Annotated in this window: 18 protein-coding genes; 17 read left to right on the top strand and 1 reads right to left on the bottom strand. The window is 68.5% G+C overall.

Annotated elements, in window-relative coordinates; translation table 11 throughout:
* Positions 1–95 precede the first annotated feature (95 nt).
* Positions 96–389 (bottom strand): cupin domain-containing protein, encoded by a 294-nt coding sequence (locus tag ZRA01_RS11460; RefSeq protein ID WP_141352275.1) that lies wholly within the window; start codon positions 387–389, stop codon positions 96–98.
* A gap of 189 nt (positions 390–578) precedes the next feature.
* Here ZRA01_RS11460 and ZRA01_RS11455 point away from each other — a divergent pair, with 189 nt between their 5' ends.
* The 17 genes from ZRA01_RS11455 (at position 579) to ZRA01_RS11375 (ending at position 20720) form a co-directional block, all read left to right on the top strand.
* The gene (locus tag ZRA01_RS11455) at positions 579–1172 is read left to right on the top strand and encodes a YfiR family protein (protein WP_141352272.1); all 594 of its coding nucleotides are present in this window, start codon (positions 579–581) and stop codon (positions 1170–1172) included.
* Positions 1169–3934: an ATP-binding protein gene (locus ZRA01_RS11450; RefSeq protein ID WP_141352270.1), complete on the top strand. Its 2766-nt coding sequence runs from the start codon at positions 1169–1171 to the stop codon at positions 3932–3934. The genes ZRA01_RS11455 and ZRA01_RS11450 overlap by 4 nt, the downstream gene beginning before the upstream one ends.
* Entirely contained in the window at positions 3927–6044 is a 2118-nt protein-coding gene (locus ZRA01_RS11445) for a putative bifunctional diguanylate cyclase/phosphodiesterase (RefSeq protein ID WP_170182956.1), read from the top strand. Before ZRA01_RS11450 ends, ZRA01_RS11445 begins: the two co-directional genes overlap by 8 nt.
* On the top strand, positions 6041–8053 hold the full coding sequence (locus ZRA01_RS11440) for a TonB-dependent receptor plug domain-containing protein (protein ID WP_141352266.1): 2013 nt from the start codon (positions 6041–6043) through the stop codon (positions 8051–8053). The genes ZRA01_RS11445 and ZRA01_RS11440 overlap by 4 nt, the downstream gene beginning before the upstream one ends.
* A 127-nt stretch (positions 8054–8180) precedes the next feature.
* Positions 8181–8693 carry a ferredoxin-type protein NapF gene (napF, locus tag ZRA01_RS11435; RefSeq protein ID WP_141352264.1) on the top strand — a complete coding sequence of 171 codons (513 nt, stop codon included), beginning with the start codon at positions 8181–8183 and terminating at the stop codon, positions 8691–8693.
* Entirely contained in the window at positions 8690–8962 is a 273-nt protein-coding gene (locus tag ZRA01_RS11430) for a chaperone NapD (RefSeq protein WP_141352262.1), read from the top strand. Before napF ends, ZRA01_RS11430 begins: the two co-directional genes overlap by 4 nt.
* A 38-nt stretch (positions 8963–9000) precedes the next feature.
* A complete protein-coding gene (napA, locus tag ZRA01_RS11425) occupies positions 9001–11553 on the top strand; it encodes a nitrate reductase catalytic subunit NapA (RefSeq protein WP_141352260.1) in 2553 nt (850 codons plus the stop codon).
* A gap of 78 nt (positions 11554–11631) precedes the next feature.
* Positions 11632–12537, top strand: coding sequence for a ferredoxin-type protein NapG (napG, locus tag ZRA01_RS11420; protein WP_141352258.1), 906 nt, complete (start codon positions 11632–11634; stop codon positions 12535–12537).
* A 3-nt stretch (positions 12538–12540) separates the two neighbouring features.
* The gene (napH, locus tag ZRA01_RS11415; RefSeq protein ID WP_141352256.1) at positions 12541–13404 is read left to right on the top strand and encodes a quinol dehydrogenase ferredoxin subunit NapH; all 864 of its coding nucleotides are present in this window, start codon (positions 12541–12543) and stop codon (positions 13402–13404) included.
* Entirely contained in the window at positions 13404–13895 is a 492-nt protein-coding gene (locus ZRA01_RS11410) for a nitrate reductase cytochrome c-type subunit (protein WP_141352253.1), read from the top strand. The genes napH and ZRA01_RS11410 overlap by 1 nt, the downstream gene beginning before the upstream one ends.
* Before the next feature lie 25 nt (positions 13896–13920).
* Entirely contained in the window at positions 13921–14565 is a 645-nt protein-coding gene (locus tag ZRA01_RS11405; protein ID WP_141352251.1) for a NapC/NirT family cytochrome c, read from the top strand.
* A gap of 235 nt (positions 14566–14800) precedes the next feature.
* Positions 14801–15484, top strand: a complete 684-nt coding sequence (locus ZRA01_RS11400; RefSeq protein ID WP_141352249.1) for an SDR family oxidoreductase — start codon at positions 14801–14803, stop codon at positions 15482–15484.
* 79 nt (positions 15485–15563) lie between these two features.
* A complete protein-coding gene (locus ZRA01_RS11395) occupies positions 15564–15812 on the top strand; it encodes a hypothetical protein (protein ID WP_141352247.1) in 249 nt (82 codons plus the stop codon).
* 248 nt (positions 15813–16060) lie between these two features.
* Positions 16061–16486: a c-type cytochrome gene (locus ZRA01_RS11390; protein ID WP_141352245.1), complete on the top strand. Its 426-nt coding sequence runs from the start codon at positions 16061–16063 to the stop codon at positions 16484–16486.
* Between the two features lie 26 nt (positions 16487–16512).
* The gene (locus ZRA01_RS11385) at positions 16513–17892 is read left to right on the top strand and encodes a cbb3-type cytochrome c oxidase subunit I (RefSeq protein WP_141352243.1); all 1380 of its coding nucleotides are present in this window, start codon (positions 16513–16515) and stop codon (positions 17890–17892) included.
* Between the two features lie 249 nt (positions 17893–18141).
* Positions 18142–18462 carry a hypothetical protein gene (locus ZRA01_RS11380; RefSeq protein ID WP_141352241.1) on the top strand — a complete coding sequence of 107 codons (321 nt, stop codon included), beginning with the start codon at positions 18142–18144 and terminating at the stop codon, positions 18460–18462.
* 140 nt (positions 18463–18602) lie between these two features.
* Positions 18603–20720: a UvrD-helicase domain-containing protein gene (locus tag ZRA01_RS11375; protein ID WP_170182955.1), complete on the top strand. Its 2118-nt coding sequence runs from the start codon at positions 18603–18605 to the stop codon at positions 20718–20720.
* The last annotated feature ends 197 nt before the right edge of the window (positions 20721–20917 follow it).

The following is a 20917-nucleotide window of genomic DNA, read 5'->3' as shown; positions in this document are numbered from 1 at the left end:
AGGACACTTGGGGCGGCCCTGCGTTTCCTTGAGAGCGCCTGACGGGCCAGGCCGCCCGCCAGCGCCGTGGCGCTGCGGCGGATGGGCCCGGCGGATCAGCCGCCGCCTGCCGGGTTGCGGCGGGCGACCCAGTAGATCGCACCCTCCGGGCCGTAGCGTTCGGCGTGGGGCAGGCCGGCGGGCAGGCTGAAGCGGTCGCCGGGCCGCAGGTGCTGCGTCTCGGCGCCCACCTCCAGGTGCATCTCGCCCTGCACCAGCACCGCCTTCACTGCAAAGGGGTGAGTGTGCTCGGCCAGCACCGTGCCCGGCGCCCACACCCGCTCGAGGACTTCGTCGAAGCCCTCCGCCAGGGCCTCGGCCTCGAATGCTGCAAAATCCGGATCAGGCATTTTCGCCTCCTTGATATCCGCGCGTTGCAAGAAACGGCGTGTCGAGCTTAGGTCATCCGCGGCGCCCGGGCCAGCGACGGATCGGTAAGGCGTGCCGGTTGCGGCCTAGCGCGGCCTGGGGCGCGCCTAAAGATGGGGTGCCGGTTTCCGATATAGGCAACATGACATTTCTCCCGTTGTGCTGAGCCCATGGGCCGCACGCTTGCCTTTTCCCCGGGGTGCGGTCGCCGCACGTGGCGTGCCGTCCGGCTGCGCCGCGTCGCCGCCGCGCTGTGCGGGGCGGGCTTGGCGCTGGCGCTCCTGCAGCCCTTGGCGGCGGGCGCCCAGGCGGTGCCCGAGCCCCAGCTGCGGGCGGCCTACCTGGTCAACTTCCTGAAGTACGTCGAATGGCCCGGCGGCGGGGTGACGGCCACGATCTGCCTGTATGGCCGCGACACCCTGAGCGCTTACCTGGCCCCCTACGAGGGGCGCAGCGTGCAGGGGCGGGAGCTGCGCGTGCGCCGCATCTTCCAGTTCGATCAACTGGCCGATTGCCAGGAACTCTACGTGGCCGAAACCGACGAGGAGCGTCAGGCGGCGGTGATCAAGGCCGCGGCGCGCCTGCCGGTGCTGACCGTCGGCGAGACCGCGGCCTTTGTCCAGCAAGGGGGTGCGCTGGCCCTGCTGCGCCAGGACGGCCGCATCGTCTTCGACGTCAACATGAGCGTCGTCACGCGGGCCGGCCTGCGCGTCAGCCCGCAGATGCTGCGGCTCGCCCGCGACGTGTCGGGGGGTGCGCGATGAGCCGGCGCTTGCTGCCCGCCCGGCTGCGGGCGCTGATCCGGCGCCTGCCGATCCACCGCAAGCTGTCGGTGATCGTCGCCATCGCGGTGGCCACCAGCCTGGTCTTCGTGTTCGTGATCGTCGGCGTGGTGCAGCTGCAGGAGCAGTACGCCGCGCGGGTCGCCAAGCTGCGCGCGGTGGCCGAGGTGGTGGCCTTCAACGCCTCGGCGGTGCTCGAATTCCAGGACCCGGTGGGCGCCGGGCATCTGTTCCGCGCCCTCGAGGGCGACCCGGCCATCGTGGCGGCCCATCTGGTGCAGCGCGACGGCCCCTTCCGCCACACCTATGTGGCCAGCGGCTGGGCCGAGCCGCTGCCGCCCGAGGTAAGCACGCTGCACCACGAGATGGCCAGCTACCTGGGCGGCTCGACCCTCGCCGTGGCGGTGCCGATGTACCGGGACGGCGAGCTGATCGGTTCGCTGTCCGTCGTCAGCCGCATCGACAACATCTGGGGCGCGATGCTGATGCGTTTCGGGCTGTTCTCGCTGGCCCTCGGGCTGGCCTTCCTGCTCGCCACGGCCATCGCCCGCTGGCTGCAGGGCGGCATGACTCGGGCCATCACGACCCTCACCGAGACCGCCCAGCAGGTGTCGGCGCGGCGGGATTTCTCGCTGCGGGCCAAGAAGACCAGCGACGACGAGATCGGCCAGCTGGCCGACGCCTTCAACAGCATGCTGGCCGAGCTCGCCGCCCGCGACCGGGAGCTCGCCGCCCACCGGGAGCTGCTCGAGGAGACTGTCCAGCTGCGCACCCGCGAGCTGCGCCTGGCCAAGGACGCGGCCGAGAGCGCCAACCGCGCCAAGAGCCAGTTCCTGGCCAACATGAGCCACGAGATCCGCACCCCGATGAACGGCATCATCGGCGTCGCCGAGCTGCTCGAGGCCAGCGCCCTCGACCCGCGCCAGCGCGAGCTGCTCGGTAATCAGCGCTCGTCGGCGACGACCTTGCTCCACCTGCTCAACGACATCCTCGACTTCTCGCGCATGGAGGCGGGCAGCCTGCAGCTCGAGTCACTGGTTTTCAACCTGCGCGAGATCGTCGTCCAGACGGTGGCGGTGTTCCTGCCGATGGCGCGCAAGAAGGGGCTGACCCTGGGCTTCGAGATCGACCCTTCGATGCCCGACCTGTTCCGCGGCGACGCGCACCGGATGCGTCAGGTGCTCAACAACCTGCTGAGCAATGCGATCAAGTTCACCGAGCACGGCGAGGTGCTCGTCACCTGCCGTCAGGGCCAGGCCGACGGCGCCCCGGTGGTGCTGGAGGTCCGCGACAGCGGCATCGGCATCGGGCCGGCGGCCCTCGACAGCATCTTCGACCCCTTCCGCCAGGCCGACAACAGCACCAGCCGGCGCTACGGCGGCTCCGGGCTGGGGCTGGCCATCGTGCGCGATCTGGTCGAGCTGATGGGCGGGCAGGTGTCGGCGCACAGCCGGCTCGGCAGCGGCTCGGTGTTCACCCTGCGGCTGCCCCTGCCGCAGGCCGAGGCCGCGCGCAGCCGGCCCGGCTGGGCCGAGAAGCTGCGGGGCCGGCACATCGCGGTGATCTGCGGCAGCGCCGAACGGGCCGGGCACTGGTGCGCCATGCTGGCCGCCGGCGGTATGACGGCCACCGCCTTCACGGCCTGTGGCGACATCCTGGCCGGCCTCGCCGAGGCGCCGCCCGACGCGATCCTCGTCGAGGAGGACATGTGTCTCCGCATGGCGGCCGAGCACCCCGATTTCGCCGGGCCGGGCGGGCTGCCGGTGCTCTTCGTGCGCAGCTGCCTGCTGCCGGCGGACGAAGACCTCGGCCTGCCGGGTTGGGTGAGCGGCGAGATCCACGAGCCTTTCTCCGACAGCGGCCTGTGGCGGGCGCTGGCGGCCCTGTGGGGGCTCGACCCGGACGCACGCCCGGGGCGCGCCGCCGCGCGGGAGAGCGGGCGCGGGCTGAGCGTGCTGATGGTCGAGGACAACGAGGTGAATCGCCTGGTGTTGAGCGAGATGCTGCAGGGCTTCGGCTGCCGGTGCACCGTGGCCGGCAATGGCCAGGAGGCCCTCGACCACCTCGCCGCGGCGCGTTTCGACGTGGTGCTGATGGACGTCCAGATGCCGGTGATGGACGGCCTCACCGCCACCCGCCGGCTACGCGAGCGGGAGACCGCCGAGGGACTGCCGCATCAGCTCGTCATCGCCCTCACCGCCAACGCCCTGGCCGGCGACCGGGAGATGTGCCTGGCGGCGGGCATGGACGACTACCTCACCAAGCCGGTGACCTTCGACAACCTGTGCGGGGCCTTCCGCCAATGGCTCCCGGACATCCCGGCCGCCAGCGCGGAAGCTGCCGCGACGCCGGCCGCCGCGCCTGCGCCCGGGGCGGAATCCGCCGTGCTCTTCGACGTGGATTACCTGCCGAGAACCCTCGGCGAAGGTGCCGAAAAGATCATCCCGGCGGTGCTCGCCTCCTACCTGAAGGAGGCTGGCCGCCACATCGAGGCGCTGGCCGACCCGGCCGGCGACTTCGAGCCCCGGCGGACGCTGCGCCGCCTGCATAACCTGAAGAGCGCCAGCGCCTCAATCGGCGCCCAGGCCTTCTCGGCCCTCTGCAAGCAGGCCGAGACCGCTGCCCGCACCGACGCCTGGGACGAGGTGCACGCCCTCCTGCCCGCCCTGATCCACGAGTTCGCGCCGCTGCGCGATGCGGTGGACGAACATCTCAAGTCCCTCGGAGGGGCTGCCCATGAATGAAGTCCGCATCCTCGTCGTCGATGACGAGCCCGTCACCCGCATGATCACCGAGTCGGTGCTGGCGGCGCAGGGTTTCATCGTCGAGGCCGCAGAAACGGCCGAAGTGGCGCTGGAGATGCTGGCCGACGGCTTCGTGCCGCAGGTGATCCTGCTCGACGTGATCATGCCGGGCATGAGCGGCTACGAAGCCTGCCGCCGGCTGCGCGCCGACCCGCGCTTCGAGCACCTGCCGATCGTGATGCTGACCGCCCTCGACGACCAGAAATCCATCGACGAAGCCTATTTCAGCGGCGCCACCGACTTCATCACCAAGCCCCTCAACATGCCGCTGCTGCCGCACCGCATCCGCTACCTGCTGCGCTCGGCGATGACCTTCCAGCAGCTCCTCGAGAGTCGCGAAACCCTCATCAACACCCAGAAGATCGCCCGCCTCGGCGACTGGGAGCTCGACGGCGCCGGCGCCCTGGTCAATTGCGCCGAGCAATACCGCGCGCTGCTCGGCATTGGCCGCCTCCCGCGGCCGGCGGCGGCGCTGCTGGCGCGGGTGCACCATGAAGACTGCGCCGCGCTCGAGGCGGCGCGCAGCGGGCTGCTGAAGGGCTTCCCCTACCAGCTCGACTACCGCGTCACGGCCGCTGACGGCAGCGTTGCGCACCTCCACGAGGTGGGCTACCCGAAGCCGGGGCAGGGCGCGACGGGCGGCTACGGCTACACCCAGGACATCACCCAGCGGGTCGTCGCCGAAGAGCAGGTGCGCCGCCTGGCCTGGTACGACCCCCACAGCGGCCTGCTCAACCGCTCACGCATCAGCGAGCTGACGGCCCGGGACATGTCCGGGCCGGAAGGCCGCCCGCTGCCCCTCGGCCTCTTGTTCATCCAGCTCAGCGGCCTGCGCAAGGCCTCGCTGCTGCTGGGCCAGGCCACCGCCGACGCGGCCCTCTTGATGTTGTGCGAGCGCCTGCGTCAGTTTGCCGAGCGCGCCCTGGTGACCACCGCCGACGGCCCGCAGCAGTCCCTGCGCCGGGCCCGGCTGGGGCGCTACGACGAGGCGGATTTTTTGATCGCGCTGCCCGGCGAGCTGCCCCGGGCTGCCTGGCAGCAGCTCGCCGAGCAGCTGCTGGCGGAGATCTCCGCGCCGCTGGAGGTCGACGGTGAGGCGCTACAGCTGGCGCCCTCGATCGGCATCGCCCGCAGCCCCGACGACGCCGCCGACGTCCAGGAACTGATCCGCTGTGCGATGCGCAGCGCCAACCTGGCGGCCGGCGACCCGGCGGTGCACATCGTCTTCTACGACCCGGCCCACGACGCCGAGGAGGCCTCGCTCCACCTGCTGGAGCGCCAGCTGCGTGCCGCCATCGACAGCGGCGACCAGCTGCAGCTGTATTTCCAGCCCAAGGTGGATGCCATCAGCGGCCTGCCGGTGGGCGCCGAGGTGCTGATGCGCTGGCCCCAGCCCGAGCGGGGCATGGTCAGCCCGGGCGAGTTCATCCCGCTGGCCGAGCGCACCGGCCTGATCCGGCCGATGACCGACTGGCTGCTGCTGCGCGCAGTGGAGCAGATCGCCGCGTGGCAGGCGGCCGGGCTCGAACCGGGCAAGATCAGCGTCAACGTGTCGGCCCACAGCTTCTACGGCGGCGGGCTGGTGCGCCATATCGACGAGCTGCTCGCCAGGAGCGGTGTGGCCGGCGAGCAGCTCTTCATCGAGATCACCGAGAGCATCCTGATGCACGACCGCGAGGCCGCGGTGCAGGTGCTCAGCGACCTGCGCGAGCGCCACATCGGCATCTCGGTGGACGACTTCGGCACCGGCTATTCGTCCCTCGGCTACCTGCAGCGCTTTCCGGTGGACGAGATCAAGATCGACCGTTCCTTCGTCATCGACGTGGACAGCAAGGCCGGCAACCAGGCCCTGGTCAGCGCCATCGTCGGGCTGGGCCGGGCGCTGGGCCTGTCGGTGGTGGCGGAGGGGGTCGAGACCGATGCCCAGGCGGCCCGCCTGCGCCACCTGGGGTGTGACGTGCTGCAGGGTTTTCTGTATGCCCGGCCGATGCCGGCGGACCAATTCACGGCCTATATCGCGGGTGCTACCGGGAGGGCTTCGCCACCATGAGCCGCCGACCCCTCGCAGTTTCACTCCCTCGCCGGCTGCTGGTGCTGGTGCTGGCCGGCTGCGCGCTGGGCCCCGCCACCGGCCAGGCCACCGCCCGCCTCGATGCCCTGTCGATGTCCCTCGAAGAGCTCACCGCGGTGCGCATTCTGGCCACGCCCAAGTTTGCCGAAGACGCCGAGCACTCGCCCAGCTCGGTCTCCATCCTCACCGCCGCCGAGATCCGCAGCTTCGGCTGGCGAACCCTCGCCGACGTGCTGCGCTCGCTGCAGGGCTTCAACGTCACCGAGGATCACACCTACGCCTACGGAGGCGTGCGGGGCGTGTCGGCCCCGGGTGATTACCGCCAGCGCTTCCAGGTGCTCATCGACGGGATGAGCGTCAATGAGAACGTCTATGCCAGCGTGCCGGTGGATTCCGCCTTTCCCCTCGACCTGGAGCTGGTCGAGCGCATCGAGGTGATCCGCGGGCCGAGCGCCTCGGTGTATGGGGGCGACTCGATGTTCGGCGTGGTCAATGTGGTGACCCGCAGCCTTGACGGCGGCGAGGCCTCGCTGGCGGCGGGCAGCGGCCGTCACCTCGAGGGCCGGGTCGCCCGGGGCGGGCAGACCGACGGCGGCCTCGGCTACCTGCTGTCGGCCAGCGGCTTCCGCGCCCACGGCCACAGCCTGGCGTTTCCCGACATCGCCGCCGGCGGCTACGACGGCACCGCCCGCGAGCTGCGCGGCGAGACCGGCGGCCGCCTGTTTGCCCGCCTGCGCAGCAGCGACTGGCGCGCCACCCTGGTGCACTCCGAGCGCGACCGCGTCGTGCCCACCGGCAGCTACGAGACCGAGTTCAACGACCCGGCCCACCGGGAGCGCGACGACTACACCCTGGCCGAGTTCGCCGCCGACCAGTCCGCCGACGCCCACACCACCCTGCACCAGCGTGTTTACGTCGGCAGTTATCGCTACCGCGGCAACTTCCCCTATGCCGCGCCCAGCTACCACCTCAACCGGGACGGCGCCGAGGGCCGCTGGTGGGGCCTCGAAGGGCGCCTCGTCAGCCGGGCCCTTGCCGGGCAGCGCTGGACGCTCGGCTTCGAATACCGCGACAACCTGCGCCAGTACCAGAAAAACGCCGACCTCGGAAACAGCTGCTACGACGCCAGCCTCGCGCTGCTGCCCGGCGCCTGCCTCGACAGCCGCACGAGCAGCCACCTCGCCAGCCTGTACGCCCAGGACGAGATCAGCCTGAGCCGCCAGACCCTGCTCACCGCCGGGCTGCGCTTCGATCACCGCAGCCGCGGCGGCGGCCAGTGGAGCCCGCGCCTGGGCCTGGTCCACGAAACCGAGGGGGCGGGCATCTTCAAGCTGCTCTACGCTACCGCCTTCCGCGACCCGTCGGCCTACGAGCGCTTTTACTCCGCGCCCACCTTCGACTACGGCAACTCCGCGGTGCACTCCGAGCACATGCGTTCCCTCGAGGCGGCCTGGGAGAAGCGCCTCGGCAACGGCCGGCTGAGCGCCTCGGCCTATTTCTTCAGGCTCCACGACATGATCGCCCCCGACGCCAGCGGCATCGTCCGCAACAGCCGGGCCCTCACCGGGCGCGGGCTGGAACTCGAGTTCGAGCAGCGCTGGGCCGAGCGTTTCTCCCTGCGCGCGGGCTACACCCTGCAGCTGCCCAGCGGCGAGGGCGGCCGCCCGGACAACGCGCCGCGCCAGATGTTCAAGGCCAACCTCGCGGCGGAGCTGGGCGGCGGCTTTCATGGCGGCCTCGAGGCACAGCACGTCACCCGCCGCCTGGCCGCCTCCGGCACGCAGGCGGTGGGCGCCTACACGCTGGTGAACCTCAACCTGCGTTACCAGCCACCGGCCCGGCGCTGGGCGCTGTCGCTGGGGCTCTACAACCTGCTCGACCGGCGCTTCAGCGATCCGGTGGCCGAAGACAGCACCATCGCCGGGCCGCGCTGGAGCATGCCCCAGCTCGGGCGCACGGCGCTCCTGAGGGGCAGCGTCGATTTCTGATCACGCCGCCCGCCTCGTAAGGCCGGGCCGCCAGTGGGGTTTTCACGAGGTTTCCTTTGCTTGGATCAAGGATTGCTCCCGAATTGGGGCGTAGAATCAAACAATCCCGTAATCCCGAGTCAAGCCCATGGATGTTTCCCGTCGCCGTTTTCTGGGAGGTCGCAAGCCCGGCCCGGCGCCGTTTCGCCCGCCGTGGAGCGTTCCTGAGGCTCGTTTTGTCAACACCTGCACCGCCTGTGACGACTGCCTGAAAGCCTGCCCGACCGGCCTGCTGCAGCGGGGTGAGGGCGGTTTGCCGGTGGCCGATTTCGCCGCCGCGGCGTGCACCTTCTGCGGCGACTGCGCCCGGGCCTGCACCACCGGCGCCATCGGCCGCGACAGCACCGCGGCACCCTGGGCCTTCGGCATCGCCATCGCCGAAGGCTGCCTGGCCGCCCAGAACGTCGAATGCCGCGTGTGCGGCGAGGCCTGCGACGTCTCGGCGATCCGTTTTCGTCCCCGCATCGGCGGCGTGCCGCTGCCCGAGGTGGACAACACCGCCTGCAACGGCTGCGGCGCCTGCATCGCGCCCTGCCCGGTGAGCGCCGTGCAGCGCATCGCCGGCGTCGGCGGCGTAACCCCCAACCCGGAGCTTCCATGAACATCGTCAGTCTCGTCCTGCGTATCCACCCCGAGACCCGCGCCGAGGCCGAAGCGGCGCTCACGGCCTATCCCGGCGTCGAATGCCACGGCATGTCCGACGACGGCAAGCTCGTGGTCACCGTGGAGGACGCCGAAGGCGCCGCCATGTCCGACACCCTGATCGCGCTCCACCGGGTGCCCCAGGTGCTCGCCGCAACCCTGGCCTACGAACACACCGACGCGATGCTTTCGGCCCCCGTGCCCGCCAGCCAGTCCCAAGCCACGTAATTCACGCCATCACCGAATCCCCCTGCGAGGAGGCTCAAATGACCATCAACCGACGCGACTTCATCAAGACCCAGGCGATTGCCACCGCCGCCGCCACGGCAGGCATCTCCGTGCCTGCATTGGCAGCCAAGGAGGCCGCCCCCGCCGCCGAAAACACCACCGCGGTGCGCTGGGACAAGGCCGCCTGCCGCTTCTGCGGCACTGGCTGCTCGGTGCTGGTGGGTGTCCAGAACGGCCGCGTGGTGGCCACCCAGGGTGACCCGGACGCGCCGGTCAACCGGGGACTCAACTGCATCAAGGGCTACTTCCTGTCCAAGATCATGTACGGCGAAGACCGCCTCACCAGGCCGCTGCTGCGCATGAAGGACGGCAAGTACAGCAAGGATGGCGAATTCACCCCGATCAGCTGGAACCAGGCCTTCGACATCATGGCCGAGAAGTGGAAGGACGCGCTGAAGACCACCGGCCCGGCCTCGATCGCCATGTTCGGCTCCGGCCAGTGGACGATCTGGGAAGGCTACGCCGCCTCCAAGCTGATGAAGGCCGGCTTCCGCTCCAACAACCTCGACCCCAACGCCCGCCACTGCATGGCCTCGGCGGTCACCGGCTTCATGCGCACCTTCGGCATCGACGAGCCGATGGGCTGCTACGACGACATCGAGCAGGCCGACGCCTTCGTGCTGTGGGGCTCCAACATGGCCGAGATGCACCCCATCCTGTGGACCCGCATCACCGACCGTCGCCTCACCAAGACCGACACCCAGGTGCACGTGCTGTCCACCTTCGAGCATCGCAGCTTCGAGCTCGCCGACAACGGCATGATCTTCGTGCCCAACACCGATCTGGCGATCCTCAACTACATCTGCAACCACATCATCCAGTCGGGCAAGGTGAACCAGGAGTTCGTCAAGGCCCACGTCAACTTCAAGGCCGGCGAGACCGACATCGGCTTCGGCCTGCGCCCCAACCATGCGCTCGAGAAGGACGCCAAGTTCAACGGCTACCCCGGCGCCGACGGCAAGCCCAAGAACAACCCCAACGACGCCCGGCCGTCCACCTTCGAAGAGTTCAAGAAGTTCGTCTCCACGTATACGCTCGACTACACCTCCAAGCTCTCCGGCGTGCCCAAAGACCGCCTGCAGAAGCTCGCCGAGCTGTACGCCGACCCGAAAAAGAAGGTCGTCAGCTTCTGGACGATGGGCTTCAACCAGCACACCCGCGGCACCTGGGTGAACAACATGATCTACAACGTCCACCTGCTGGTGGGCAAAATCTCCACCCCGGGCTCCGGCCCCTTCTCGCTCACCGGCCAGCCCTCCGCCTGCGGCACCGCCCGTGAAGTGGGCACCTTCGCCCATCGCCTGCCGGCCGACATGGTCGTCACCAACCCCGAGCACCGTCACCACACCGAAGAAATCTGGCAGCTGCCCGAAGGCACGATCCCCGACAAGATCGGCCTCCACGCCGTCGCCCAGAGCCGCGCCCTCAAGGACGGCAAGCTCAAGTGCTACTGGACCAGCACCACCAACAACATGCAGGCCGGCCCCAACATCAACCAGGAGATCTACCCGGGGTGGCGTAACCCGGCGGCCTTCGTGGTGGTGTCGGACGTGTACCCCACCGTCTCGGCGCTGGCTGCCGACCTGATCCTGCCCTCCGCCATGTGGACCGAAAAGGAAGGCGCCTTCGGCAACGCCGAGCGGCGCACCCAGGTGTGGCGCCAGCAGGTCAAGGCACCGGGCGAGGCCAAGTCCGACCTGTGGCAGTACATGGAGTTCTCCAAGCGCTTCAAGGTCGAGGAGGTCTGGCCTGCCGAGCTGATCGCCAAGAAGCCCGAGTACAAGGGCAAGACCCTCTACGACGTGCTCTACGCCAACAAGGTGGTGAACAAGTTCCCGAAGAGCGAGCTGGCCCGGGTTAACGAACACGCCATCAAGAACTACACCAACGACGAGTCCGAGGCCTTCGGCTTCTACGTGCAGAAGGGCCTGTTCGAGGAATACGCGATCTTCGGCCGCGGCCATGGCCACGACCTCGCCCCCTTCGACGTCTATCACAAGGCCCGCGGCCTGCGCTGGCCGGTGGTCGATGGCAAGGAAACCCTGTGGCGCTTCCGCGAAGGCTACGACCCCTACGTCAAGAAGGGCGAGGGCGTGAAGTTCTACGGCCACAAGGACGGCAAGGCGGTCATCTTCGCGCTGCCCTACCAGGACCCCCCCGAGAAGCCCGATGCCGAGTTCGACATGTGGCTGTGCACCGGCCGCGTGCTGGAGCACTGGCACACCGGCACGATGACCCGCCGGGTGCCCGAGCTGCACAAGGCCGTCCCCGAGGCCCAGGTCTTCATGCACCCCGACGACGCCAAGAAGCGCGGGCTCCAGCGCGGCATGGTGGTCAAGGTCCAGTCCCGTCGCGGCGAGATGATCGCCCGCCTCGAGACCAAGGGCCGCAACAAGCCGCCGGTGGGCCTGATCTTCGTGCCCTTCTTCGATGAATCGAAGCTGGTGAACAAGCTCACCCTTGACGCCACCTGCCCGATCTCCAAGGAAACCGACTACAAGAAGTGCGCAGTGAAGGTGCTTCGCGCCTGATCGATCCGCCTGCCCGTAGGTCGGGTTGCAACCCGACACCCGACCTCCTGGCGGCGCACGCATCAAAGAAGACACATCATGGACACCGGCAAGAAACCCGCTCGTCCCGCAGCCGCCGAGCCTCCGGCCTCGGTTGCCCGGCGGAAGTTCATCAACAGCGTCGCTGCCGCGGCCGGTGGCGGCTGCCTGTTGGCGCTGGGGGCAGGGCTCTACTCAAAGAGCGCCTCGGCGCTGCCGGCCCAGGCCTTGCGCCCGCCCGGCGCGTTGCCCGAGGCCGACTTTCTGGCCGCCTGCGTGCGCTGCGGCCTGTGTGTCCGTGATTGCCCCTACGACACCCTGCGGCTCGCCGACCTGGGCGACCCGGTGGTGGCGGGCACGCCGTATTTCAACGCCCGCCAGGTGCCCTGCGAGATGTGCGAGGACATCCCCTGCGTCAAGGCCTGCCCGACCGGCGCTCTTGACCGGGAGCTCACCGACATCAACAAGGCCCAGATGGGCCTCGCCGCGCTCGTCGACCACGAGAGCTGCCTCAATTTCCTCGGCCTGCGCTGTGACGTGTGTTACCGCGTGTGCCCGGTGATCGACAAGGCGATCACCCTCGAAACCCAGCACAACCCCCGCTCCGACCGGCACGCCATGCTGCTGCCGACGGTGCATTCCGATGCCTGCACCGGCTGCGGCAAGTGCGAGAAATCCTGCGTGCTGCCCGAGGCGGCGATCAAGGTCTTCCCGCGCAAGCTGGCCCAGGGCGCGCTGCCCGCCCACTACCGCAAGGGCTGGGAAGAAAAGGCCCGCCATGGCGGCTCGCTGATCGGTGAGCAGGTCGAGCTGCCGGTGCGCGGCTTCGAAGGCCCCACCGCCGGTCGCTCGGCCACCGAAACCGTGGTGGCGCCGGCCGCCCCCGCGGCCCCCATCGTGCCGGATGCGCCGTCTGCCGCGCCCCGCAAGGCACCGCCGGGCATCAACTCGAACTGGAAGCCCTGAGCCATGGCCACCTCGACGATTTCCGTTGATACGCTGAAGGCCAGCCGGCGCGGCTTCCTGGCCCGCAACCGCTGGCTGCTGCTGCGCCGGGCGAGCCAGCTGCTGGTGCTGCTGGCCTTCCTCACCGGCCCGTGGTTCGGGGTGTGGATCGCCAAGGGCAACCTTTCATCATCCCTCACCCTGGGCGTGCTGCCCCTCACCGACCCGCTGCTGGTGCTGCAGACGCTGGCCACCGGCCATCTGCCCTATTCGTCGGCGTTGATCGGCGCGGCGATCGTGCTGGTTTTTTACCTGCTGTTCGGCGGGCGGCTGTTCTGCAGCTGGGTGTGCCCGGTGAATGTGGTCACCGACGCCGCCGCCTGGTCGCGCCGCCGCCTCGGCATCAAGACCGGCCGGGTGCCCGACGCCAACACCCGCAACTGGCTGCTCGGCGGCATCCTGGTGGCGGCGGCGGTCACCGGCACCCTGGTTTGGGAATGGGTCAATCCGGTGTCCCTGCTGCACCGGGGCCTGATCTTCGGGATGGGTGGCGGGCTGTTCGTGATCGTCGGCATCTTCATCTACGACCTGCTGATGGCCAGCCGCGGCTGGTGCGGCCACCTGTGCCCGATGGGCGCCTTCTACGGGCTGCTCGGCAAGAAATCCCTGGTGCGCATCTCGGCCGCCAACCGCAAGGCCTGCGACGACTGCATGGACTGCTTCGCGGTCTGCCCCGAACCCCAGGTGATCCGCCCGGCCCTCAAGAAGGTCGGGCAGGAGAGCCCTCTTATTCTGGCATCGGACTGCACCACCTGCGGCCGCTGCATCGATGTGTGTGACAAACAGGTTTTCAAAATGACCCATAGGTTCGACCAAAGGAGCGAGTGATGAACAAGCCGACCTTCAAATCCACCCGCCTGCGCGCAGCCGCGCTGGCCCTGACGCTGTCTGCGGCCCTTGGCCAGGCTCTCCTTGCTCCCGCCGATGCGTTTGCCGCCAGCGAACCCGCCATCAAGCTCATGACCCTGCGCGGGGCCGACATCCAGGCCAGCGACCCGGAGGGCGATGGCACCCGCTACGGCCGCGATCAGGCACCGCTGCCCCGCGACTTCGTGCAGCAACCGCCGCTGATCCCGCACACGATCAAGGGCTACACGGTCACCAAGAACTTCAACAAGTGTCTTGACTGCCACGCTTGGGCCCGCGCCAAGGAAACCGGCGCCACCAAGATCTCGGTGACCCACTTCAAGACCCGCGAGGGCGAGGAGCTCTCCAGCGTGTCGCCGCGCCGTTATTTCTGCAACCAGTGTCACGTCCCCCAGAGCGATGCCAAGCCCCTGGTCGGCAACAGCTTCAAGCCAGGCACCGGCATGCGCTGAGCGCATAACAATGGAGTTCGGATAAATGGATACCAACAAAAAGGGTTTGATCGGCCGTATCCGATCACTGGGCTGGGGCTTCGCCGCGATGCTGTTCATTGCCGGCGTGCTGTTCTGGGGCGGCTTCAACACCGCGATGGAATGGACCAACCGGGAAGAGTTCTGCATCTCGTGCCACGAGATGAAGGACAACGTTTACCAGGAGTACCGCAACACCATCCACGCCTCCAACCGCTCCGGCGTGCGGGCCACCTGCCCGGACTGCCACGTGCCGAAGGAGTGGGGCCCCAAGATGATCCGCAAGATCCAGGCCTCCAACGAAGTCCTGCACAAGGTGCTGGGCACCATCGACACGCCCGAGAAGTTCAACGCCAAGCGTCTCGAACTGGCCAAGCACGAGTGGGACCGGATGAAGAAGACCGACTCCCGCGAGTGCCGCAACTGCCACAACTTCGGCAGCTTCGACTACGCCGAGCAGGGCCGCCGTTCGTCCAAGATGCACCAGACCGGCCTCAACGAGGGCAAGACCTGCATCGATTGCCACAAGGGCATCGCGCACTCGCTGCCCGAGGTCGAGCAAGCCATCGGCTCGCCGAAGGAAGGCGCGACGCCGGAAGAGTTCCACCCGGAGACGCCCAAGCCTGAAGCGCCGAAGGCCGACAAGGGCTGAGCCCCGGGGCAGCCGTTTAGCAGCAGCGGCCGCGCCCTCCGGGGCCGGCTGATGGGGAGTGGGCGGGCCGCATTGCGGCCCGTCTGCTTTTTGGCGCGTCGGGTGGGCGGTGGGGGCGAGCAGCCCCCGGCACGTCAACACACTCAAGCCCGGGCCAGGCGCGTGGCCGGATGGGGTTCCCGGGGCGATGAGCGTAAGCTTGCCTCTTCGAACCCACGTCCTCCGGGAGGCTCCCATGTCCGACACTGCCCTTGCCGACAAACGCGTGCTCATCACCCAGGCCGATGCCTTCATGGGGCCGGCCCTGTGCGAGGTCTTTACCGCCCGCGGGGCGACCGTGATCGCCAGCACCGAGAGCCTCCTCGACCCCGCCGCGCCGGCCGTCGTCGTCGAGGCCGCCGGGCAGGTGGATGTGCTCGTCGCCAACCTGGCCATCCCGGCGCCGACCACCCCGGCCCTGGAGGTGGACGAGGACGAATGGCGCGCCGTGTTTGCGGCCCTGGTCGCCCCGCTGCCGCGCCTGTGCCGGGCGGTGCTGCCCCAGATGGTGGCCCGCGGCGCCGGCAAGATCGTGGTGATGGGCAGCGCTGCGGCCCTGCGCGGCATGAAGCGGGCGTCCACCTACAGCGCGGCCCGCGGCGCCCAGCTCGCCTACGTGCAGGCGCTGGGCGTCGAGATGGCGCCTCACCACGTGCAGGTCAATGCCATCGCCCAGAACTTCGTGGACAACCCCACCTACTTCCCGCCCGAGGTGCAGGCCAATCCGCGCTTCCAGGAGCGCCTGCAGCGCGAGGTGCCCCTGGGCCGGCTGGTGGCAGCCCACGAGGACGCGGCCTTCTGCGCCTATCTGGCGAGTGCCGCGGCCGACTGTTTCGTCGGCCAGGTCTTCCCGATGTGGGGCGGCTGGGTGCCGCGCTGAGGGCCCGCCGCGGCGGTTTCTGCCGCCCGGCCGCGGTGCTATCCTCCGCCCAGGTGCAGGGCAGATTCACGAGGCCGACATGGACAACAAATCCCCGCTGATTTCCGACGTGCTCAGGGAGCGCCCCGGTGTGTACGACACCGGCACCGGCGCCCTCAAGACCATCGAGGCCAACCCGGGCTTCCCGGGCATCGAGCGCGTCACCATCACCAGCTATTGCGGGCGCCACGCGGACGACCGCCGCTACTATCGGCTGGCTGCCGATCGCACGCGCACTTTCCCGACCCTCCAGGAAGCCCTCGCCGCCCGTCCGGTGCGCCTCACCTGACGCTGCGCCGGCCCTGCGCCACGGGCCCGCTCCGCGCCTTTTCGCTACCCGACGAGCCCGCCGGGGCGGCTGTCTGGCAGTGCCCGGCGGCGGGCAGCGCGCGCCACGCCGCGCTCCACGCCCGGCAGATATGCCGCTGTCCCGGTGTGATCCGACGTCCTTGACCACAGTCAAGGACGTCACCCCCTCCCGCAGACGAACATCCGCCCCAAGCTGCGCCGTGCAGCGAAGCCATCCAGGGAGGTTCCATGAGCGGGACATTCACCAAATCCATGGCGCGAAACATCTTCTTCGGGGGCACCGTATTCTTTGCGCTCCTGTTTCTCGCGCTGACCTTCGATTCGTTGCAGACACTTCCCAAGCGGGACAACCGGGCCAATCTCACGCCGGCGGTCACCGCCGGCAAGAAGGTGTGGGAAGTCAATAACTGCATCGGTTGCCACACCCTGCTTGGCGAGGGCGCTTACTTTGCGCCGGAGCTGGGCAACGTCTACAAGCGGCGCGGGCCCGAGTTCATCAAGGCCTGGATCCAGGCTCAGCCGACGGGCGCCCCCGGCCGTCGCCAGATGCCCAACTTCCACCTGACGGAACAGCAGCTGAACGATCTCGTTGAATTTCTGAAGTACATGTCGGAAATCAACACGGCGAACTGGCCGCCCAACATCGAAGGCTGATTGCCGATCAGAAAGGGACCCAAACCATGCAATATTCCTCGCAGGCGGTCGCGAAGCCATACTTCATCGCCGCCATCGGACTCTTCACCGGACAGGTTCTGTTCGGGCTCATCATGGGCCTGCAGTACATCATCGGTGACTTCCTGTTCCCCGCCATCCCGTTCAACGTCGCGCGGATGGTCCACACCAACCTCCTGATCGTCTGGCTGCTGTTCGGCTTCATGGGCGCCGCCTATTACATGATTCCGGAGGAAACCGAGACCGAGCTCTATTCGCCGAAGCTGGCGTTATTGATGTTCTGGATCTTCCTGGTCGCCGGTGCCGCCACCATCCTGGGCTACCTGCTGGTGCCCTACGCCACCCTGGCGCAGATGACCGGCAACGACATCCTGGAGACCATGGGCCGGGAGTTCCTCGAGCAGCCGCTGCTCACCAAGATCGGCATCGTGGTCGTCGCGCTGGCCTTCCTGTTCAACCTGAGCATGACCATGCTCAAGGGCCGCAAGACCTCCATCGCCATCGTGCTGATGCTGGGTTTGTGGGGTCTGGCGATCTTTTTCCTGTTCTCCTTCTACAACCCGCACAACCCGGTGCTCGACAAGTACTTCTGGTGGTGGGTCGTGCACCTTTGGGTTGAAGGCGTCTGGGAACTCATCCTCGGCTCGCTGCTGGCCTTCGTGCTGATCAAGGTGACCGGTGTCGACCGCGAAGTGATCGAGAAGTGGCTGTACGTCATCATCACCCTCACGCTCGTCACCGGCATCATCGGTACCGGCCACCACTACTTCTGGATCGGTACGCCGGAATACTGGCAGTGGTGGGGTTCGGTGTTCTCCGCCCTCGAGCCGATCCCGTTCTTCGCGATGACCGTGTTTGCCTTCAACATGGTTAATCGCCGCCGTCGTGAGCACCCCAACAAGGCCGCCACCCTGTGGGCCCTGGGTACCGGTGTGATGTCCTTCCTGGGCGCTGGCGTGTGGGGCTTCCTGCACACCCTGGCTCCGGTCAACTACTACACCCACGGCACGCAGATCACCGCGGCCCACGGCCACATGGCCTTCTACGGCGCCTATGCGATGGTCGTGCTGTGCATCATCAGCTACGCCATGCCCATCCTGCGCGGCCGTGCCGCCAACAGCGAGAAGTCCCAGGTGCTGGAGATGTGGGCGTTCTGGCTGATGACCGTGGCAATGGTCTTCATCACCCTGTTCCTCACCGCCGCAGGCATCCTGCAGGTCTGGCTGCAGCGCTACAGCGCCACGCCGATCCCCTTCATGGCGGCGCAGGACCAGCTGACGATCTTCTACTGGCTGCGTGAAGGTTCTGGCGTGATGTTCCTCATCGGCCTGCTGGTCTATATCGCCAGCTTCTTCGTCGGCGGCGAGCCGCGGAAGGCCGCTGCCTGAGCCTGACCAAGCCTCTGTAGCACCCCAAAGCCCGGCCATGTGCCGGGCTTTTTCTTGTGGGTGCGTCCGGCGCCGCATCGCACCACGTCGGTGCCCTGAAGGTGTTTGTCGCCTCATTCGGGAGCGCCGGATGCTTCGGCGCGGGGGTTTTTGGCTGGATCTGCGTCGGCACAAATTTTGCTGCGAGTGCCCAGCAGCCAGTCAAAGTGGCTTCCGCCCGCACCGAAACCCGAAACAGAAGGAGCTCCCATGGAATCCGACTCCGTCCTCTACGGCCTCCTCGGACGCATTCATCTGCTGATGCGCCGGGCCGCCAACCGCATCATCGACATCGAATACATGCGGATCAACAAGGACTATGCCCGCGAGATCGTCCGCGTCGGCGTGGCCACGGGCCATGCCGAACTGATCGAGCTGTGCGACCGGCTGCGCCAGGCGATGGAGCTGGACCCGCCGGCTGCCCCCGCCGAGCCCCGCCGCGAGGCGCCGCCCGGCCTGCTCGAGCGCCTGCGCAGCGCCCGCTCCGGCGCGACCCACCCGACGCAGCGCTACATCGGCTCCTTGCGCTAAGCCCAGGGCCGAACGCGAGGCGGGTCTTCCGGGGGCTCGGTTAAGATGGGAGACTTTTCCGCCTCCCCGGCCCATCCGGTTTCAGCATGGCAAAACACCCGACAGCGCAGGGCGCCTCTTCGGCACCGCGGTTCGTTGCCGTGGGCATCGCGCCCACCGACGAGCAGATCGCCATCCAGACCAGCCGCGCCCGCCACGTCATCGCGATGGCCAACGCCGGCGCCGCCAAGACCACCACGCTGGCGCTGCGCATCGCCGAGTCGATCACCCGCGGCGTGTGGCCCGAGAGCATCGTCGCGCTCACCTTCTCGTCAGAAGCGGCGCGTGTGCTGCAGGCCAGGCTGATCGAGATCGGCGTCGATGCGAAGGTCGCCCGCCGCGTCCGCTGCGTCACCTTCGACGCCTTGGCCCAGCAGGTGCTCAACGATTTCGAGGGCGTCCAGCCGCCGTTCCTGGCCAGCAACGAAGCCCTGGCGCCCCATGTGCGCGCCACCGTCGCCAGGCTTCAGCTCGAGAACGCCCAGCGCCGATCACCGCGGGAGCTCTGGCTGCCCGAGCACAACGACCTGATCTTCGAATTCCTCACCCTGGCCCGGCAGATCAAGGCCCGCATGGTGAGGCCGGAGCTCGATGACGGCGAGACCATCGAGGAGCGCGCCGAGCTGCTGGGCATCCCGGAGGGCGTCTTCCTGCTCTACCGCCATCTGGAGCGGGAGCGTGCGGGCGACGGCGTCGGGCCGCGCTGGCGCACCGAGTTCGACGCGACCTACGATCTGGCCTGCCTGCTGCAGGCCGGCGAGGTGCAGGTTCCGCTGCCTGAATACCGCATCGTGATCGTCGATGAACTGCAGGACATGAACCCGGCGACCTACGTGGTGCTGGAGCACTTGCTGGCGCGGGGCAAGGCCTTCTTCACCGGCGCCGGTGACTTCGACCAGGTGATCCACCGCTGGGCCGGTGCCGACGTCAATTTCATCCGCAGCCAGTTCGGCCAGGGCTGGCGCAACGTGGAATCCCTGCCGCTCACCCGCACCTACCGCCACGGCCCGGTGATGGCCCTGGCCACCGCCGCGCTGAAGAACAAGGCGGTCGTATCGGGGCGCGTGCACGAAACCCGCCTCCGGCTCGTGCCCTACGCCGACCCGCGGGACGCCGCCGACAAGGTGGTGGCCGACATCCTCGACTGGAAGAGCCGCGGCGGGCAGCTCGATGCCTGCGCGGTGGTGTTGCGCGCGCCCTACCAGTCCATCCACATCGAAAACGCGCTGCTCGAGGCCGGCATCGGCTGGCGGGTGGAGGGGCTGGAAAGCTACCTGCTGCGCTCCGAGATCCTGATGCTGCGCGGGGTCATCGCCTTTGCGCTCGAAGACTACGAATCGATCCCCGGCGTCGACAAGCGCCTCAAGGTGCTGCACGCCTTGCTGCTGTGGCAGCAGTTCGACTGGGGCGCCCGGCGGCTCGAGGACAGCGCGCTGAAGACGGCCGCCGCCCAGCCCGAGCTGTTCGACGCCTTCCTCAAGGGGCTGCTGCTCAAGCCCCAGACCCGCGCCGACAAGCAAGCCCGCCATCTCTCCGACGACGAGGCGGCCGAAGCGGATGCGCGCTTCCTCGAAAAAATCAACGCGCTGCGCCAGAGCGGCCGGGGCGAAGAGGCCAACACCCTGCTCAATCTCCGCCGGGCCGACGCCGAGACCATCGACGAAAGCTCCGCCCAGCGCAACGCGCGCCTGCGGCTGGAACAGGCCCTCGCCATGCTCCGCGCGGCGCCCGCCGACGCACCGGCCCATGCGCTGCTGGAGCGCGCCGTCGACATGCTCCAGCTCCGGCGGGTTGCCCGGGACATCTTCATCGCGCCTAGCCGGGCCCTCATGGTGACCCGCTCCATCGAGGGCTTCATCGACGCATCCCGCCGCCGCAACCTGTCCCTGCACGACTTCGCCCACTGGCTGCGCAAGGCGGAAGTGCGCGAAGCCCGGCTGCGTGCCGCCGGCGCCGTGCTGCTGTGCACCGTCGAGGCGGCCAAGGGGCAGGAATTCCAGGCCGTGATGCTGCCCTATCTCGAAGCCGGTGCCTTCCCGATGGCGGGTTGCGACCGTGCCGAGGAGAGCAACCGCTTTTACGTCGCGATCACCCGGGTCCGCGACGAGCTCAGCCTTTACGTCCCTGCGGCAGCCGAGCGGGTCAGCCCCTTCGTCGAGGCGATGCAGGTCGGCAAGGCCGTCGCCCGGGGGCGCCTGCAGGTCGACGCCCATTTTTGATCGGCGGGCGCCGGTTCGGGGCGGCCTGCTTGATGCGCAGCCCGGCGGCCGGGTGCAGGCTTAATCATCTTGGTAACCGCAGTTGACCGCTTGCCGCAACCTCGCGATTGCGGCCCTCGTGGGGGGGCGCCGCGTCGCGGTATCTCCGGAGGGCTCGCTCCAGGCGGCTGCCCATGCGCACCGCGGGACGCGCCCGA

The organism is Zoogloea ramigera, from assembly GCF_006539865.1.
Classification (GTDB): domain Bacteria; phylum Pseudomonadota; class Gammaproteobacteria; order Burkholderiales; family Rhodocyclaceae; genus Zoogloea; species Zoogloea ramigera.
This window is presented reverse-complemented; position numbering and strand designations above follow the sequence as displayed.